We start from the raw sequence: 16,680 nt of genomic DNA on the forward strand, positions 1-16,680 counted from the left end.
CATGACCGATCCCGTCGAGCCGCGACCGAGGTCGCCGCGCGGCAGCGGTGACCAGCTCGCAGACGAGATCATCGACGCCACAACAGAACTGCTGATCTCGCTCGGCAGTGCCGAAGCGGTGTCGATCCGGGCGGTGGCACAGCGCGTCGGGGTCACGTCGCCGTCGATCTATCGGCATTTCGACGACAAGGACGAACTCCTCGACGCAGTGTGCGCCCACTACTTCGAACGCTTCGCCGACGTCATGAAACAGGCGTCCGAGGGCGTCGACGACCTGTGGGACCGCGTGCTCGCCCAAGGTCTCGCCTACATTCGCTTCGCGATCGACAACGACGTCGTCTACCGGACGGCGTTCGTGCGCATCACCGAACCGGGCAGGCCGTCGAAGACCGACGAAGTGCTGCTGTCGTCCGCGTTCGTGTACTTCTCCGACACCGTCGAGCAGATGATGGCGCAGGGGATGCTGGAGCCCGGGAACCCGGTGACGACCGTCATGAAGCTGTGGTCGGCGGCGCACGGGGTCGCGTCGCTGATGATCTCGAAACCCGGGCTGCCGTGGGGGGACGGTCTCGAACTGGCCGAGCAGACGTTGCGCGCCGTCGCCGACGGGATGGGCCGGCCGCGCGTATGAACGACGCAAGAAACGCCCATTCGGTCAAGAACCGGTAAAGTGGGGAACATAGCGGGTCCGACGTTCGTTGAATCTTCGAATAAGTCGTTCGCAGACATTTGATGCGCACCGTAACCGTCTAAGGAGCACACGTGCGAGAGAGCAGCAATCCGATCATGCGAGGCGTGGTCCGCGACAACAAGAAGGATGCGTCCGGCTACGCGAACTTCGGAGCCGGCATGGCCGGCGTGGGCCAGGCATCGATGATGCAGGGACAGCAGCAGCACGCGGATCAGTACACGCAGCCGGGCTACACCCCGTCGACCACGACGCGCACCCTCACGATCGACGACGTCGTCACCAAGACCGCGATGACCGTCGGTGTCGTGATCGCGTTCGCGATCGCCACATACTTCGTCATCAGCGGTCGCGACACCGTCGACGCACAGATCGCGCTCGCCGCGCCGATCATGGGTGTCGGCGCGATCGTGGGCCTCGTCCTCGTCCTGGTCGCGAGCTTCGGCCGCAAGCAGGACAACCCGGCGATCGTCTTGGCGTACGCGGCCTTCGAGGGCCTGTTCGTCGGCGCCATCTCGTTCGTCTTCGCCAACCTCCGGGTCAGCGACGTCTCGGCGGGATCGCTCATCGGCCAGGCCGTGCTCGGCACGATCGGCGTCTTCGTCGGCATGCTCGTGGTCTACAAGGTCGGCGCCATCCGCGTCACGCCGCGTTTCACACGCATGCTGATGGCAGGCATCTTCGGCGTCCTCGCGCTGGTGATCGGTAACTTCGTGATCAGCATGTTCACCGGTGGCGACGCCTTCGGCATCTACTCGGGCGGACCGATCGCGATCATCTTCTCGCTTGTCTGCATCGCGCTCGCCGCGTTCTCGTTCCTCCTCGATTTCGACTCAGCAGATCGACTGATCCGCGCGGGTGCACCGGCGAAGGCCGCGTGGGGCGTCGCCCTCGGCCTGACCGTCACCCTGGTGTGGCTGTACGTCGAGATCCTGCGACTGCTGAGCTACCTGAACAGCGACTAGTCGTCTGACGCGTTCGACGGCCCGGGCCCCACGGCATCACCGTGGGGCCCGGGCTCTTTCGTGCGGTGAGTGCGAGTGCGCGACGCCGGTTTACGCGAGGGCGTCGACGGCGAGGTGGAGCGCGGTGGTGACGGTCAGTTCGCGGACCTGCTGCCGGTTACCGGGAAACGATCGGGTGACGGTGCGAGTCTCCCCGCCTGCCACCGCGATACCGATGCACACGGTGCCGACCGGCTTGCCGGGGACTGCGCCGCCCGGTCCCGCGATGCCCGTCGTGGAGATCGCGACGTCGGCGTTCAGCCGGGCCGCGACTCCGTCGGCCATTGCGGCGGCGACCTGCTCGCTGACGGCGCCGTGCTCGGCGATCAGATCGGCGGGGACGTCGATCGCGTCGGTCTTGACGTCGTTCGAGTACGAGACGACGCCGCCGAGCATGTACGCGGACGATCCTGCGCGCTCGGTGAGGCGAGCCGCGACGAGGCCGCCCGTGCACGATTCGGCGGTCACGATGGTCCGGCCCGCGAGCCGTTCGATCAGGAGGTCGTCGATCTCGCGTCCGTCGGTCGAGTAGATGCGGTCGCGGTGCCGATCGAGGAGGAAGGACGAGAGAGCGTCGTAAGTTGCGGAGTGCTCTGCCGCGAACCGAGTGGTGATCTCGAGCTCGCCGCCGCGCATGCACGTGGTGATCTCGAGCGAGCCGAATCCGTCGACGGTCTTCTCGGCGTCGGCGAGCGACACGGCCAGGTCGGGTTCGGACAGCCCGAAGGCGCGGATCGTCGCCAATGCGTTCGGCACCCGGTTACGCAGAGCGGCGGTGACGGCTCCGGTGTCCAGAGCGCTCGGCCACATCGCCCGCAGTTCCCGCGGGGGACCGGGGAGGACGAGGACTGCGGGGAGGTCGTCGGTTCCGGGCACCGCGACGCCGGGTGCGGTGCCCGTCGGCGGAATCGCCTCGGCCCCTTGCGGAACCAATGCTTGCTTCTCGATGGACGCCACGGTGGACGCGGGCAACTCGTCGATGTCTGCGTACTTTCGCCACCCGCGGATCACCGACTCGATGGTCTGCGCCATCACGGCGTCACGCGCGACGGGGCGCGACGCGAACTCGGCGACCGTCGCAACCGTCAGATCGTCGGCCGTGGGGCCCAGCCCGCCGGTCGTGACGATCAGGTCGACGTTCTGGTCGGCCAGGAAACGTAGTTGGGCGAGAAGGTCGTCGGGCCGGTCGCCGCACACGGTCAGATGGGCGACGTCGACGCCGAGTTCGAGCAGTCGCTGCGACACCCACGGCCCGTTCTGATCTGCGATCCACCCGCTCAGTACTTCGGTCCCAGTGACGACGATCCCCGCACGTGTACTCACGAATTCGAGAGTACGCGTGCGGGGATCGAGGTTTTAGCCCGCTGGTCGAGCGGCCCACGCTGGTCGAGCGGAGTCGAAACCCTACCAACGTTAGTCGAGACCCACTTACGTTGGTCGAGCGGAGTCGAGACCCCACTCACGCTGGTCGAGCGGAGTCGAGACTCAGCCCAGGCTGAACGGCTTGCCGTACAGCGTGATGTTGCCCTTGAAGGTGTCGGTCTTGGCCTGGACCTTCACGATGGCGCGCGCTGAGGCGTGGCCTGCGCAGCCGTCGACGCCGAAGCGCTCCTGGCTGTAGGCGAGACCGCCACGGCCCTTGGTGAAGCTGATGGAGTTGATGTCGTCCTCGTCGCCGGAGACGTTGATGATCGGCTTGAACGCCGTCTCGCCGGGTCCGAGCTTGAAGCCGCCGCCGACTTCGCTGGTCCCGGACGCTGTGCCCTTGGCTGTGTCACCGGTAACCCCCGCGCCGCCCTCGCCGGATGCGCCGAAGTTGACCTGGCAGCCCACCTGGTAGCCGGAGGTGAGCGTCGCGCCCTTGATGTCGCCCTTGGTGGTGATGGCGATCTTGCCCGACACCAACACCTCGCGGCTGGTCGGGATGTTGGTGACGGCCTTGGTGCGGGTCACCGACTCGTCGAACAGGCGGATCTGGATGCTGTTGCCGTCGCCGAGGTTCTTGCTCTTGAAGCCGCCGGGCAGTTTGCCTGCGTCGGCGGTGCCAGCCACGGTGCCGGAGACGGCGATGAGTGCGGCGCCGGCGACTGCGGCGCCCGCTGCGATGCGAGAGTTCTTCTTCATATCAGTTCAAGTCCTTGTGCAGAAGGTCGTCGGGAGGTCAGTTGAGGCTGAACGGCTTGCCGTACAGGCTGGACTGGACGTAACCGCTGTCCGCGGAGATCGCGTCGTCCTCGGTGCTGAAGCCGTCGGCGGCCAGCACCTGGACCACGGAGCGTGCCGACGCGTAGCCGCCGCACTGCTCGACGTTGATGTTGAACGAGTCGACCATGACGGTGCCCTTGCCCTTCTTGAGGGAGAGGGAATCGCCCTTGACGAACTTCACTTCGCCCGGCTTCAGCGGCACGGAGAGCGAACCGCTTAGGGACGGCGAGGTGCCGATGGTGCCCGACAATCCGCCTTCGAGGCCGGTGATGTCGATCTGGCAGCCGACCAGGTAGCCGACGGTCATGGTGCCGGTGCCCTTGCTGAGCGTGGCCTTGTAGGTGCCCGAGACGGCGGCCGAACGGCCTGCGCCGTTATTGGCGACCGAGTGCAGCCCGCGGGCGCTCTCGCCGGAACGCTTGATCTTGACGACTTGACCGTCGATGCCGGTCGAGGTCTTGCTGCCGCTGGGGAGGCGCGCTGCATCGGCGTCGCCTGCGCTGATCATCAGTCCAGCGGCGCCGACTGCCGAAACAGCGGCGACCGCTGCGGCGCGACGCGCGATCGTTGTGGCCTTCTTGCTCATTCAGGTTCTCCTACAGGTGCGGGGAGGGTCAGACGTTCGGATGGTTTCCGGGGGAACTGTAACGTAAGGCCACCCTCAGAGCGAACGTTAAACTCACCGTAAACCGCATTTAACCTGATGAATCCCTCACGATTGGCACAGATTTAACCCAGCGTTAGCTTTGGGCTTTCTCAGGAAATGCGAAACGTCCAATTTGCGCCATATATGCGTGACTCAAAGTAACGGTCTGACGATCGTTAATAATGTGTGACAAATCACGTCACTTGCACTGCCTCAAGGCTTTTCGAACACGCTGCTGGATATCTTTCGCGGCCGGTGTGAGGTATTCGGTGTCGAACGTCGGCAGCTCGCCACAGTCGCCGACGCGGGTCGATCCCTCCCATTCCTGGTCCGATTCTTTCCGCATACCGTGCTCGGAAGTAAGAGTCCACTTCAATGTCATAGGCGAGAGTTGTGCGGCGTCGAGTTCGGACGCCAGTGCGACGAGAGTGTCGTAGGCCGCCGGGTCCTCGGGGACTTCCACCCTTACCAACGAGATGCCGACACCGTCGATCTCGACGTACTCCGGAACGGTCGACAGTCCGGCGACCACGCGCTGAGCCGATACGACGGCCGCGTCGGTCGTCGGTGATCCGAGCGACCACCCGGGTCGCACGCCGCCTTCGTCGACTTGTAATGATCCGACAAGCGGAATGTCGCCCGCGACCTGAACGACGTCGCGCACAATCGCCGACGGGTCGTGCACTTCGACCCGACCGAATGACGTCACACCGTCGGAGATGTCGAGCGTGACGTTGCCGATGACCGGATGCAGGTCGCGGGCGAGGCCGGCTCGGGTCGCCGCCCACTCGGGATCGAAGGTCGTCCACATCGATATGGCCGTATGCTCGTCGACGACGATGTCCACCGTCACGCCGTACTCCTCGAGGCTGTCGGCCTTGGCCGCTCCGATCGTCGAGGTCACGTCGCCGACCTGCGCGGTCGACGCCGCAGGCATGTCGACGTCGAGCGACACTGTATAGCCCGCGGTGAAGTCGTGGCTGTAAAACATGTCGACGGCGTCGACGCCGGGCATCGACGCCAGAGTGTCGCGCAGCTCGTTCGCTTCCTTACTGCGATCGGGAGGGCCGCAGGCTGCGATCGCAGCGGTCACCACGACGACGACGAGCAGTGCCACCAGGCGTCGGACGGTGGTCAGACGGACAGCCATGTGCTCAACGTATCGGCCCAGATCGGCCGTGTACGTCAAAGGACGGACCCGGGAAACCCGGATCCGCCCTTTGGACGATGCGTCAGATCAGCTGAGGCGCTCGATGATCATCGCCATTCCCTGGCCGCCGCCGACACACATGGTCTCCAGGCCGAACTGGCCGTCGTACGTGTTCAGGTTGTTCAACAGGGTGGTGGTGATGCGGGCGCCGGTCATACCGAACGGGTGGCCCAGCGCGATCGCGCCGCCCGACACGTTCAGCTTGTCGTGGTCGATGCCGAGCTCGGCAGCCGAGCCCAGGACCTGGACGGCGAACGCCTCGTTGAGTTCGGTCAGGTCGATGTCGTTGATCGACATCCCGGCGACCCGCAGCACCTTGCGGACCGCTTCGATCGGGCCGAGGCCCATGATCTCCGGGCTCAGTCCGGTGGCCGCGGTCGCCACGATGCGGGCGAGCGGCTTGAGGCCGAGCTCCTTGGCCTTGGTGTCGCTCATGACGACGAGAGCGGCGGCGCCGTCGTTCAACGGGCAGGCGTTACCGGCGGTGATCGTGCCGTCCGGACGGAAGACCGGCTTCAGCTGCGAGATCTTCTCGTACGTGGTGCCCGCGCGGGGGCCGTCGTCGGCGGTCACCTGGGTGCCGTCGGCCAGCGTGATCGGGTCGATCTCGCGAGCGAAGAAGCCGTCGTTGATGGCCTTCTCGGTGCGGTTCTGCGACAGGACGCCCCACCGGTCCTGGTCCTCACGGGAGATGCCGGTGTAGCTGGCGACGTTCTCGGCGGTCTCGCCCATCGCGATGTAGACGTCCGGGATCAGACCGTCCTCGCGGGGATCGTGCCAGGCGCCCGCGCCGCCCTCGGCGGTCTTCGCGGTACGGGCCTGCGCCTCGTCGAACAACGGGTTCTTCGAGTTCGGCGCGCCGTCGGCAGCACCCGAGATTCCGAAGCTCGAGACGCTCTCGACGCCGCCCGAGATGAAGACGTCGCCCTCGCCTGCCTTGATCGCATGGAACGCCATGCGCGTGGTCTGCAACGACGACGAGCAGTAACGGTTCACCGAGACGCCGGGGAGGTGGTCGAAGCCGAGCTGAACGGCGACGCTGCGGGCGATGTTGTAACCGCCCTGGCCGCCGGGCTGGCCGATGCCGAGGTGAAGATCCTCGATGAGCGACGGGTCGAGTTCGGGCACCTTCGCGAGGGCCGTCGCCACCATCTGGCGAGCCAACTCGTCCGGGCGAACGTCCTTCAACGACCCCTTGCCTGCGCGGCCGATCGGGGAACGGGCTGTTGCAACAATCACTGCTTCTGTCATGCGCGCCAGCCTACCTTTGTTACAAGAATTCGTTTCGTGTTCAGTCCTGGCGACGGCGGTGTTCCGTCCGCTCGGCGGGCCGGTCAGGTGAGAACACCGCAAAGGTGCGACCATGGACGTTATGCGCATCGCGAATCACGTCGTCGACCTGGTCGGAAACACCCCGCTCGTGAAGCTCAACTCGGTTGTGAAGCCGGGAGCGGGCCTCGTTGCAGCGAAAATCGAGTACCTCAACCCAGGCGGCAGTTCCAAAGACCGCATCGCCACCCGCATGATCGACGCGGCCGAGGAGTCCGGCGAACTCAAGCCGGGCGGCACCATCGTCGAGCCGACCTCCGGCAACACCGGCGTCGGGCTGGCACTCGTCGCCCAGCAGCGCGGCTACCACTGCGTTTTCGTGTGCCCCGACAAGGTGGCCGAAGACAAGCGGAACGTGTTGCGCGCGTACGGCGCAGAGGTCGTCGTGTGCCCGACGGCCGTCCCGCCGGAGCACCCCGACAGCTACTACTCGGTCTCCGACCGGCTGACGCGAGAGACGCCCGGCGGCTGGAAGCCCAACCAGTACGCGAACCCGGCAGGGCCGCAGTCGCACTACGAGACGACCGGCCCCGAGATCTGGAACGACACCGACGGCAAAGTGACCCACTTCGTCGCGGGTGTCGGCACCGGCGGCACCATCACCGGCACCGGCCGGTACCTCAAAGAGGTGTCGGACGGCGCCGTGAAGGTCGTCGGCGTCGACCCCGAAGGCTCCGTCTACTCGGGCGGATCAGGTCGTCCGTACCTCGTCGAAGGCGTCGGCGAAGACTTCTGGCCGGACGCCTACGACCCGACCATCCCCGACGAGATCATCGCCGTGAGCGACTCCGACTCGTTCGAGATGACCCGCCGCCTGGCCCGCGAAGAGGGACTGCTCGTCGGCGGATCGTGCGGCATGGCCGTCGTCGCCGCACTCGAAGTCGCCGAACGTGAAGGACCCGACGCCCTCGTCGTCGTCCTGCTGCCCGACGGCGGCCGCGGCTACATGTCGAAGATCTTCAACGACGACTGGATGAGCAGCTACGGCTTCTTGCGCACGCCGCTCGACGGTCGGGAGGCTCCGCAGTCGACGGTCGGCGACCTGCTCCGCGACAAGTCCGGCTCGCTGCCCGACCTCGTCCACACGCACCCGCAGGAGACGCTGCGCGACGCCATCGAGATCCTCCGCGAATACGGGGTGTCGCAGATGCCCGTCGTCGGAGCCGAGCCGCCGATCATGGCCGGCGAGATCAGCGGAGCCGTCAACGAACGCGACCTGCTGTCGGCCGTGTTCGAAGGACGCGCCAGCCTCGCCGACCCGGTGTCGGCGCACATGGGTGAGGCGTTCCCGCTGATCGGCTCCGGCGAGCCCGTCGCTGCCGCGATGCGTGCACTCGGTGAAGCAGGCGCACTGATGGTCGTCGAAGAGGGAAAGCCCGTCGGCGTCATCACCCGCCACGATCTCCTCGCGTTCGCGAGCACCAACCCGATCCCGGCACACAAGGAAGGCTGACGACATGGGCGATCACGGTTTCTCCACGAAGGCGATCCACGCGGGCTGGGACCCGGACCCGCAGACCGGCGCCGTCAACGTGCCGATCTTCGCGAGCTCGACGTTCGCACAGGACGGCGTCGGCGGAATGCGCGACGGCTTCGAATACGCGCGCACCGGCAACCCGACGCGTCGGGCGCTCGAGGCCAACATGGCCGCGATCGAAGGCGGCACGTACGGGCGCGGATTCTCGTCCGGTATGGCGGCCACCGACGCGATGCTGCGGGCAGGCCTGCGCCCCGGCGACCACATCGTCATTCCGAACGACGCCTACGGCGGGACGTTCCGTCTCATCGACAAGGTGTTCACCCAGTGGGGGATCGACTACTCGGTCGCGCCGGTCGTCGACCCCGACGCCGTGGCCGCAGCGATGACGCCGCAGACCAAGCTCGTGTGGATCGAGACGCCGACCAACCCGCTCCTCAACGTCGGCGACATCGCGAAGCTCGCCGACGTCGCCCACGCGGGCGGCGCGCGGCTGGTGGTCGACAACACCTTCGCCACCCCGTTCCTGCAGCAGCCCCTGGCTCTGGGCGCGGACGTCGTCCTGCACTCGACCACCAAGTACCTCGGCGGTCACTCCGACGTCGTGGGCGGCGCGATCGTCACCAACGACGAGCAGACCGACGCCGACATCGCGTTCCTGCAGAACGGATCCGGCGGCGTGCCGGGACCGTTCGACGCCTACCTGACGATGCGCGGCATCAAGACGCTGTCCGTGCGGATGGACCGGCACTGCGACAACGCGGAGAACCTCGTCGACTTCCTGGCGTCGCACAAGGCGATCGACACGGTTCTGTACCCGGGACTCGCCGGGCACCCCGGCCACGAGACCGCCGCTGCCCAGATGCGTCGTTTCGGCGGCATGATCTCCGTTCGCCTCGCGGGCGGACGCCAGGCGGCCCTCGACTTCTGCGCGAAGACCAAGGTCTTCACGCTCGCCGAGTCGCTCGGTGGCATCGAGTCGCTCATCGAGCACCCGGGCGCCATGACCCACGCGTCCACGGCGGGCTCGCTCCTGGAGGTTCCCGACAACCTCGTCCGCCTATCGGTCGGCATCGAAGACATCGAGGACATCCTCGCGGACGTCGACCAAGCGTTGAGCTGAGTCTCGCGACACTTCGGCACTTTCTTTCGGCGTACGGCCGAAAGAAAGTGCCGACTTCGTCAGCCGACGTTTCGTCGCAGTTCGATCGCGGTGCCGAGCTCGCGTAGGACCTCGTCTGGGGCGAATTCGAGGCGCTTCCAGGTGAAGATCAGCGGTAGCCAACCGATATTGACCAGCATGTTCGTGATCTCCTGATCGCGTTCCCACTGTGCATGGGCGTGGTGGAACGCCCACCCGTGCAACTGGACGGCGATGCGCTCTTCCGGCCAGACGAAGTCGATGCGGTGGCCGCCGACGTACTGCTGTTGCAGCCACCCGTCGATCTTGTGCCTGCGGAGGAAGCGGACGAACTTTCGTTCCAACTCCGACTCCGACAAGTCTTCGGCCGAGGCCAACAGCTTTCGGGCTTTAGCCATCCCGTACACACCGGAGTTGCGGTCCGCAGCGGCGCGCAGTTGTCGCAGCGTCACCAGTCTGCGGAGGAGTGCGGCGTCCATCATGTCGATGCCGTCCCGAAGTGCGGCGGCCCCGAGCAACACGGTGAGCGGCCGGGCGGTGACGGCGATGCCGCGGACGGTGGCGATGTCCTCGGCGGGGAACGCGCGGCGTCGGACCTCGGTGTGGACTGCGCACGCCGCACCGTGCGCAGTGCGGGGGACCGACAGCGTGATCGGCGTCGGCAACTCGTCGGTGAGCCCGTGCAGCCAGACGGCCGACGTCCGATCGATCACGCCGCCGTGCGCGAGAGCCGCTGTCCGGACGAGTGCGATGTCGGTCATCCGATGCTCGGCGGACAAGAAGGTCGAGTTCGCGTGCCGAATCCACAGTCCGGCAGTCGACTTCCCGTAGACCTCGTCGTGTGACATCCCCAGCGACTTAGCCTGATCGGTCGAGATCACGCCGTCGTGCTCGGCCAGAAACTCGGCGACCTTCACCGCCTTTGTCCGTCGTTCCCCCATACTCAGTCAGACGCAGCGGCACCTAATCCGGTTCCACAGCGCCACGTTGCGCGTGTCGAACCGGCACGCGTTCCGCGCCGAACACTTCGGCACTTTGTTTCGGCGTACAGCCGAAAATAAGTGCCAGAGTCTTTTTACATGCCGGCTTGTAGCCGGAGCCCGGCCAGTACGAGGTCCAGTCCGGCACGGAACTGGTCGGCGTCGTCGTGCGTCGCGAACTCATCGACGATGTAGTGGACGAACGGATACTCGTCGGGGTCGAGCGAACGCCACTGGTCGGCGGCGCGGGCGATGAGCTCCTCGCCGGACACGGTTCCGTCGCGCACCTCGGCTGGCACCTGCTGACCGAGGTCGGTCGCGGTGCCGATGACGAATCCGAGCACCGCGGACACCCCGTGGAATGCCTCGCGCGGACCGAGTCCCAACCGCATCACCTGCTGGCCGAGCGCCTCGTACATGCGCATGCCGTTCGGTTGAGTTCCATTGTCGCGCATCAGGTATCGACCCAGCCATGGCCGTTCGACGACGGCGTCGAACAGTGCGACCGCAACGGCCCGCAGATCGGAGATCGGATCGTCGGTGTCCGCGAACTCGTCGGTCTGTTCGACGACTCCGCCGAGGACGTGGTCGGTCGCGCGGTCGAGGAGCTCGTCCCGGTTATCGACGTACCAGTAGATGCTTGCGACGCCGCCGCCGAGCCGGGCGGCGAGTGCCCGGAACGTCAGCGCGGCCTCGCCTGCCTCGTCGAGCAGCGCGACGGTCTCGCCGATCACGGTCTCCATCGAATGCGACGCGCGGCGCCTGCCTCGGCGCGGCGTCGACCCGTGTGCTGTTCGCTGTGTCATCGGACCTCCCCCTTGCACTCTATCGAACGCCGTTCTATTGTATGGAACGCCGTTCGATAACCGAACGCTGTTCGATAGAGAGGAGGGGGTCCCATGGCGACGACCACTGAGGCCGCACCGACCCGCACGTACCCGTCCCTTCGCGCGGCCTGGATTCCGATGGCGGCCCTGTGTCTTGCCTTCTTCGTGGAGATGGTCGACAACACCCTGCTGACGATCGCGCTGCCGACCATCGGCCGCGACCTCGGCAGCGGGACGACCGCTCTGCAATGGGTCACCAGCGCCTATTCGCTGACCTTCGGCGGACTGCTGCTGACGGCGGGGTCGATCGCCGACCGCTTCGGACGGCGACGCGTTCTGCTCGTCGGACTCGCGGCGTTCGGCCTGATCAGCCTGGCGGTCCTCGCGGTGTCGTCGACCGGCGGACTGATCGCGCTGCGCGCCGCGCTCGGAGTGGCCGCGGCCGCGATGGCGCCGATCACCAACTCGCTCGTCTTCCGCCTCTTCGATGACACGGCGCTGCGCATGCGCGCGATGACTGTGATGATCGTCGTCGGCATGAGTGGTTTCATTCTCGGTCCCGTACTCGGCGGCACGGCGCTGGCCCACGTCGGGTGGGAATGGCTGCTTCTGGTGAACGCGCCGATCGCGCTCGCCGCCTGGGTAGGAGTTCGGGCCGGGGTGCAACCCGATCGTGCCGCGGACCTCACCGACGATCGACTCGATCTGCCGGGAGCGGTGCTGAGCATCGTCGCGATCGGGCTGGGCTGCTACATGCTGACCTCGGGCATCGAGCACGGCTGGGCGTCGGCGACGACGTTGGCAACCGCGGTCTGCGCGGCCGCCGCGCTCGGACTGTTCGTCTGGCACGAACGTCGTACGAAGCAGCCGATGCTCGACCTGCGGCTGTTCGCTGACGGCACGGTCCGCGGGGCCGTCATCGCGCAGATCGCGACGTCGATCGCGATGGCCGCGGTGATGTTCGGACTGATCTTGCACTTCCAGTACGCGTACGGATGGAGCCCGATGAAAGCCGGGCTGGCCAACCTCCCATTGATCCTCACGATGGTCCTGGGCACGCCGCTCTCCGAATACCTCGTGAAGCAGTTCGGGCACCGGGTCGCGTGCCTGATCGGCGCCGTGTTCCTCGGCGGATCGATGGCGGGTCTGGCCTGGGGTGTCGACCACGGGTACCTCGTGATCGCAGGCTTCATGGTGACGCTCACGATCGGACTGCGGACCGTCATGACGATCGGCGCCGTCGCACTGATCGGTGCGATGCCCGAGAAGCGGACGTCGATGGGTGCTGCCCTCAACGACACCGCGCAGGAGGTCGGGACCAGTCTCGGGACGGCCATCGTCGGTACGCTCATCGCCGCGCTGGTGACGACGAGCCTTCCCGCGGGAGTGTGGAGTGACGACCTGGTCGCGTCGTTCTTCCACGGCGAGCGGATCGCCTACGCGGTCCTCGCCGTCGTCGTCGGCGTGATCGCGTTGTGGGGAGCGTCGACCCTCACGGACTCTCGGGAGGCGGACGAACACCCGTGAGGTCCCGCACGATCAGCACATGCCGCTCCAAGAACAGTCGCTCGTTGTACTTCTTGCGCCGCATCCACGTCGTCAGCTCCGAATTGCACTTGCTGGCGTTGCACGAGCGGCACGCGGGCACGACGTTGTCGACCGTGTAGCGGCCGCCGCGGGAGATCGGCTGCATGCAGTCCTTCTGCAGACCGGGGCCGGGAGCCGCGCAGTAGGCGCACCCGCCCCAGGCGTCCTGCAATGCGGTCCACTGCTCATCGGTGAGATCGTGGTTCTGCGCGGCCATCCGGGTGCGGCGCCGCCGAGCGTAGCGGGCGGCGCGAGGACGTGGAGGCACGAGTGCAACCATATGTGAATGACAGCAACGCTCGTCGCGAAGGACGTCTCCGGCGGGTACGCGCACCGCGTCCTGTTCGATCACCTGGATCTCACCGTGACACCGGGTGACGTGGTCGGCGTCGTCGGTGCCAACGGGGCGGGGAAGTCGACGCTGCTGCGGATCCTGGCGGGCGAGCTCGCGCCGTTGGCCGGCACGGTGTCCCGGTCGCCGTCGGACGCATTCGTCGGTCGGCTCCCGCAGGAGCACGACCGGGTACCGGGGGAGACCGTCGGCCAGTACGTCGCCCGACGGACCGGCTGCACGGCGGCCGCTCGCGCGATGGACGAGGCCGCGCAGGCGCTCGCCGAGTCGGAGACTCCCGATGCGGCAGACACGTATGCGGCCGCACTCGACCACTGGCTCGCGACCGGAGCCGCCGACCTCGACGAGCGACTGCCCGCGGTACTGGCCGACCTCGGTTCGGCCACCGGCGCCGTCGCGACGGAGTCGGCGTTGATGACCGGCCTGTCGGGCGGTCAGGCGGCACGAGTCGGGTTGGCGGCGCTCCTGTGCTCGCGATTCGACGTCGTCCTGCTCGACGAGCCGACGAACGATCTCGACCTGGACGGACTAGAGCGGCTCGAAGCCGTCGTCCACGGCATGCGCGGCGGCGTGGTCCTCGTCAGTCACGATCGGGAGTTCTTGGCGCGCAGCGTGACCCGCGTGCTCGAGCTGGATCTCGCGCAGCACACCAACGCGGTGTACGGCGGCGGCTACGAGAGCTACCTCGAGGAGCGGGCGGTCGCGCGACGGCACCGGCGCGAAGAGTACGAGGAGTTCGCCGAGCGCAAGGCCGACCTCGTCTCCCGGGCCCGGACGCAGCGCGAGTGGTCGAGTCAGGGTGTACGCAACGCGATGCGCAAGAATCCCGACAACGACAAGGTCCGCCGTCGGGCCGCGTCGGAGTCGAGTGAGAAGCAGGCGCAGAAGGTTCGGCAGATGGAGAGCCGCATCGCGCGGTTGGACGAGGTCGTCGAGCCGCGGAAGGAATGGGTCCTGGAATTCACGATCGGAGCCGCGCCGCGGTCGAGTTCGGTGGTGTCCACGCTCAACGAGGCAGTGGTTCGGCAGGGCGACTTCGTCCTCGGGCCCGTCTCGCTGCAGGTGAACGCCGGGGAGCGGATCGGGATCACCGGTCCGAACGGTGCCGGGAAGTCGACCTTGCTGGCGACTCTCCTGGGAAGAATCGAGCCGGACGAGGGGACCGCGCAGTCGGGCGCGAGCGTCGCCGTCGGCGAGATCGACCAGGCGCGCGCACTGTTCGCCGGCCCGCAACCGCTCGCCGAACGGTTCGAGCGGCTCGTCCCCGAGTTCACGACTGCTGAGGTGCGCACTCTGCTCGCCAAGTTCGGGCTGCGCGCCGACCACGTCGACCGCGCCGTCGACGATCTGTCGCCGGGGGAGCGCACGCGGACCGCGCTGGCGTTGCTGCAGGCGCAGGGCACCAACGTGCTGGTGCTCGACGAGCCGACCAACCACCTCGACCTCGCCGCCATCGAACAGCTCGAATCGGCATTGGCCTCATACGACGGCGCCCTGCTCCTGGTGACCCACGACCGACGGATGCTCGACAACGTCCGCGTCGATCGACGCTGGCACGTCGAGGACGGGCACGTCACCGAGCTGTGAGACGCAGCCGCCTCAGAGCAGGCGGACGACCATCGGCTCGGCGCCCGCAGTGCGCATCGGCGAGATCTTGACCGACGAACCCGACTGCGGAGCCTCGAGCATGGTTCCGTCGCCGAGAACGAGGGCGACGTGCTGCGTTCCGCCGGGACCGTAGAAGATCATGTCGCCGCGCTTGGCTTCCGACAGCGGGAACTGCGGACCGGACGTGTACTGGTATCCCGAGTACTTCGGCAGATCGATGCCGACGCCTGCGAAGCCGTAGACCATGAGGCCTGAGCAGTCGAAGCCGACCTTCTGGTAGTCGCCGTAGCTGTCGGCGACGCCGCCGTCGCGCACGCCTAGCGTCGGGCCGTTCGCGTCGCCGCCGCCCCACGAGTACGGGACACCCAACTGCGACTTCATCCGGTTCACGACCACCTCGATGGCCTGCGGGCCACGTAGGCCGGGACGGATCGCGCCGCCGCCTTGGCCGCTGAACAGGGAGCCGAGGGAGCCGTTTCCGAGGCGGGTGAACGTGTTGCCCTCGCCCTGTCCGAACGGGCTGGTCCCACCGATTCCGATCTCGTCGAGGAGCTTGGAATGCGGGATCTGTTGCTGGCCGACGAGGCTGGCGAGCAGCGACTGGCCGGTGTCGGTGGCGAGCTTGGCTGCGGCCTGCGCGGCCTGAGCCGCTACATCATCGCCTTCGACGGGCTTGGCGGGAATCGCATCGATCGCGCGCGAGAGTCCGTCAGTGGCCTCCTTCGGGACACCGGGGATCAATGGTCGCTGCGGTGCCCCCGGCGTCGTGGTCCGCGATTTCGGTGCGGTGGCCGCCGACTTGCCGCGGAGCTTCGCGAGGCGGGCTGCCAGCGCGTCCCGCTGCTGCAGAAGATCTGTCCGCTTGGTCTGCTGATCGCGCATCGCCTGCTGGGCCGCGCGGTACGCGGAGACTGCGTCGTCGCGGCGGTCGGACGCATCCTGCGCCGAGGCGACGCTCTGCCGCTTGGTGATCTCGGTAGCGGCGACACGGTTGGCCTGCTGGTTACGGGCCACCTGCAGTTTTCGGATCACGCGTTGCTGCTGGCCGGTGACGCGCTCGACGGCGGACATCTGTTCGAGGACCTTGTCCGGGTCGTCGGAGGCCACGTACTTGGTCATCGCCCCGCGATTGTTTCCCTGGCGGTACACCGAGCGCACGAACGAGTCGAAGTCGCGCTGGGCGCGCTCGACCTCTCCGCTGACCTTATTCAACGACGACTTCGCTCCGCTGTTGGCCTTGACCGCCAACTGGCGCGCGGCGACCGCGTTCTGGAAGTCGACGAGCGCCTTGTTCACGCCCTCCTGTCGGGTGGCGACGGCATCGGACAGGTTTGTCAACGTCTGGTCGACGTCGGCGATCTGATTGATCACCGACGCGACCGGATTGGCTTTGCTGGGCTCGGCGACGGCGGGGCCGGCGGCGAGCATCGCGGCCAGGAGCGCTGCTCCCGCAGTGGTGCTGCGCGCAGCCCACCGCGTGCGCGGATCAACTCGCATCTGACGTGCACTTCCTTAACATCTATCCCCCTCGTAACACGAGTGTCTTCTGCACCGTACGTCACAGTGACGGGTTGTGAAACCCGAGGAGGTGAATAACAGAGTTGTTATTAGAAGTGAAGGTCGGAT

At 66.9% G+C, this 16,680-nt stretch carries 15 protein-coding genes; 6 read left to right on the forward strand and 9 right to left on the reverse strand.

Annotation, left to right across the window (positions count from 1 at the left end; genetic code table 11):
* Nucleotide 1 precedes the first annotated feature (1 nt).
* Both L5G32_RS13435 and L5G32_RS13440 read left to right on the forward strand, forming a co-directional pair.
* On the forward strand, nt 2-631 hold the full coding sequence (locus L5G32_RS13435) for a TetR/AcrR family transcriptional regulator (RefSeq protein WP_237011565.1): 630 nt from the start codon (nt 2-4) through the stop codon (nt 629-631).
* 131 nt (nt 632-762) lie between these two features.
* Nucleotides 763-1,653, forward strand: a complete 891-nt coding sequence (locus tag L5G32_RS13440) for a Bax inhibitor-1/YccA family protein (protein WP_237011566.1) — start codon at nt 763-765, stop codon at nt 1,651-1,653.
* A gap of 90 nt (nt 1,654-1,743) precedes the next feature.
* Here L5G32_RS13440 and L5G32_RS13445 read toward each other — a convergent pair whose 3' ends face one another.
* The 5 genes from L5G32_RS13445 to L5G32_RS13465 all read right to left on the reverse strand — a co-directional run bounded on the left by L5G32_RS13445 (nt 1,744) and on the right by L5G32_RS13465 (nt 7,004).
* Entirely contained in the window at nt 1,744-3,015 is a 1,272-nt protein-coding gene (locus tag L5G32_RS13445) for a competence/damage-inducible protein A (protein ID WP_237011567.1), read from the reverse strand.
* Nucleotides 3,016-3,177: 162 nt separating this feature from the next.
* Nucleotides 3,178-3,816, reverse strand: a complete 639-nt coding sequence (locus tag L5G32_RS13450; RefSeq protein ID WP_237011568.1) for an MspA family porin — start codon at nt 3,814-3,816, stop codon at nt 3,178-3,180.
* 37 nt (nt 3,817-3,853) lie between these two features.
* Nucleotides 3,854-4,483, reverse strand: coding sequence for an MspA family porin (locus tag L5G32_RS13455; protein WP_237011569.1), 630 nt, complete (start codon nt 4,481-4,483; stop codon nt 3,854-3,856).
* Nucleotides 4,484-4,742: 259 nt separating this feature from the next.
* The gene (locus L5G32_RS13460) at nt 4,743-5,693 is read right to left on the reverse strand and encodes a hypothetical protein (protein ID WP_237011570.1); all 951 of its coding nucleotides are present in this window, start codon (nt 5,691-5,693) and stop codon (nt 4,743-4,745) included.
* Nucleotides 5,694-5,780: 87 nt separating this feature from the next.
* On the reverse strand, nt 5,781-7,004 hold the full coding sequence (locus L5G32_RS13465; RefSeq protein WP_237011571.1) for an acetyl-CoA C-acetyltransferase: 1,224 nt from the start codon (nt 7,002-7,004) through the stop codon (nt 5,781-5,783).
* A 121-nt stretch (nt 7,005-7,125) separates the two neighbouring features.
* Between L5G32_RS13465 and L5G32_RS13470 the strand changes: the two genes are divergently transcribed.
* Nucleotides 7,126-8,535, forward strand: coding sequence for a cystathionine beta-synthase (locus tag L5G32_RS13470; protein ID WP_237011572.1), 1,410 nt, complete (start codon nt 7,126-7,128; stop codon nt 8,533-8,535).
* Between the two features lie 4 nt (nt 8,536-8,539).
* Nucleotides 8,540-9,682 carry a cystathionine gamma-synthase gene (locus L5G32_RS13475; protein WP_237011573.1) on the forward strand — a complete coding sequence of 381 codons (1,143 nt, stop codon included), beginning with the start codon at nt 8,540-8,542 and terminating at the stop codon, nt 9,680-9,682.
* Between the two features lie 59 nt (nt 9,683-9,741).
* Here L5G32_RS13475 and L5G32_RS13480 read toward each other — a convergent pair whose 3' ends face one another.
* Nucleotides 9,742-10,617, reverse strand: a complete 876-nt coding sequence (locus L5G32_RS13480) for a type IV toxin-antitoxin system AbiEi family antitoxin (protein WP_237011574.1) — start codon at nt 10,615-10,617, stop codon at nt 9,742-9,744.
* Nucleotides 10,618-10,775: 158 nt separating this feature from the next.
* Nucleotides 10,776-11,486: a TetR/AcrR family transcriptional regulator gene (locus L5G32_RS13485; RefSeq protein WP_237011575.1), complete on the reverse strand. Its 711-nt coding sequence runs from the start codon at nt 11,484-11,486 to the stop codon at nt 10,776-10,778.
* Between the two features lie 93 nt (nt 11,487-11,579).
* On the opposite strand from L5G32_RS13485, the gene L5G32_RS13490 reads away from it, so the two are divergent.
* Entirely contained in the window at nt 11,580-13,034 is a 1,455-nt protein-coding gene (locus tag L5G32_RS13490; protein ID WP_237011576.1) for an MFS transporter, read from the forward strand.
* Here the strand turns inward: L5G32_RS13490 and L5G32_RS13495 are convergent.
* On the reverse strand, nt 13,000-13,311 hold the full coding sequence (locus L5G32_RS13495; RefSeq protein ID WP_237011646.1) for an HNH endonuclease: 312 nt from the start codon (nt 13,309-13,311) through the stop codon (nt 13,000-13,002). The two genes, L5G32_RS13490 and L5G32_RS13495, sit on opposite strands and share 35 nt — an antisense overlap.
* Nucleotides 13,312-13,380: 69 nt before the next feature.
* Here L5G32_RS13495 and L5G32_RS13500 point away from each other — a divergent pair, with 69 nt between their 5' ends.
* Entirely contained in the window at nt 13,381-15,033 is a 1,653-nt protein-coding gene (locus L5G32_RS13500; protein WP_237011577.1) for an ABC-F family ATP-binding cassette domain-containing protein, read from the forward strand.
* 12 nt (nt 15,034-15,045) lie between these two features.
* Here L5G32_RS13500 and L5G32_RS13505 read toward each other — a convergent pair whose 3' ends face one another.
* Nucleotides 15,046-16,551 (reverse strand): NlpC/P60 family protein, encoded by a 1,506-nt coding sequence (locus L5G32_RS13505; RefSeq protein WP_237011578.1) that lies wholly within the window; start codon nt 16,549-16,551, stop codon nt 15,046-15,048.
* Nucleotides 16,552-16,680: the final 129 nt, after the last annotated feature.

The sequence above is a fragment of the Gordonia zhenghanii genome, from assembly GCF_021738965.1.
Taxonomy (GTDB): Bacteria; Actinomycetota; Actinomycetes; order Mycobacteriales; family Mycobacteriaceae; genus Gordonia; species Gordonia zhenghanii.

Bases quoted from the DNA above. Each gene is read 5' to 3' on its own strand.
- L5G32_RS13470 (WP_237011572.1), top strand. From the start codon at position 7,126: ATGCGCATCGCGAATCACGTCGTCGACCTGGTCGGAAACACCCCGCTC.
- L5G32_RS13505 (WP_237011578.1), bottom strand. From the start codon at position 16,551: ATGCGAGTTGATCCGCGCACGCGGTGGGCTGCGCGCAGCACCACTGCG.
- L5G32_RS13475 (WP_237011573.1), top strand. From the start codon at position 8,540: ATGGGCGATCACGGTTTCTCCACGAAGGCGATCCACGCGGGCTGGGAC.
- L5G32_RS13485 (WP_237011575.1), bottom strand. From the start codon at position 11,486: ATGACACAGCGAACAGCACACGGGTCGACGCCGCGCCGAGGCAGGCGC.
- L5G32_RS13500 (WP_237011577.1), top strand. From the start codon at position 13,381: ATGACAGCAACGCTCGTCGCGAAGGACGTCTCCGGCGGGTACGCGCAC.
- L5G32_RS13435 (WP_237011565.1), top strand. From the start codon at position 2: ATGACCGATCCCGTCGAGCCGCGACCGAGGTCGCCGCGCGGCAGCGGT.
- L5G32_RS13460 (WP_237011570.1), bottom strand. From the start codon at position 5,693: ATGGCTGTCCGTCTGACCACCGTCCGACGCCTGGTGGCACTGCTCGTC.
- L5G32_RS13450 (WP_237011568.1), bottom strand. From the start codon at position 3,816: ATGAAGAAGAACTCTCGCATCGCAGCGGGCGCCGCAGTCGCCGGCGCC.
- L5G32_RS13490 (WP_237011576.1), top strand. From the start codon at position 11,580: ATGGCGACGACCACTGAGGCCGCACCGACCCGCACGTACCCGTCCCTT.
- L5G32_RS13465 (WP_237011571.1), bottom strand. From the start codon at position 7,004: ATGACAGAAGCAGTGATTGTTGCAACAGCCCGTTCCCCGATCGGCCGC.
- L5G32_RS13495 (WP_237011646.1), bottom strand. From the start codon at position 13,311: ATGGCCGCGCAGAACCACGATCTCACCGATGAGCAGTGGACCGCATTG.
- L5G32_RS13455 (WP_237011569.1), bottom strand. From the start codon at position 4,483: ATGAGCAAGAAGGCCACAACGATCGCGCGTCGCGCCGCAGCGGTCGCC.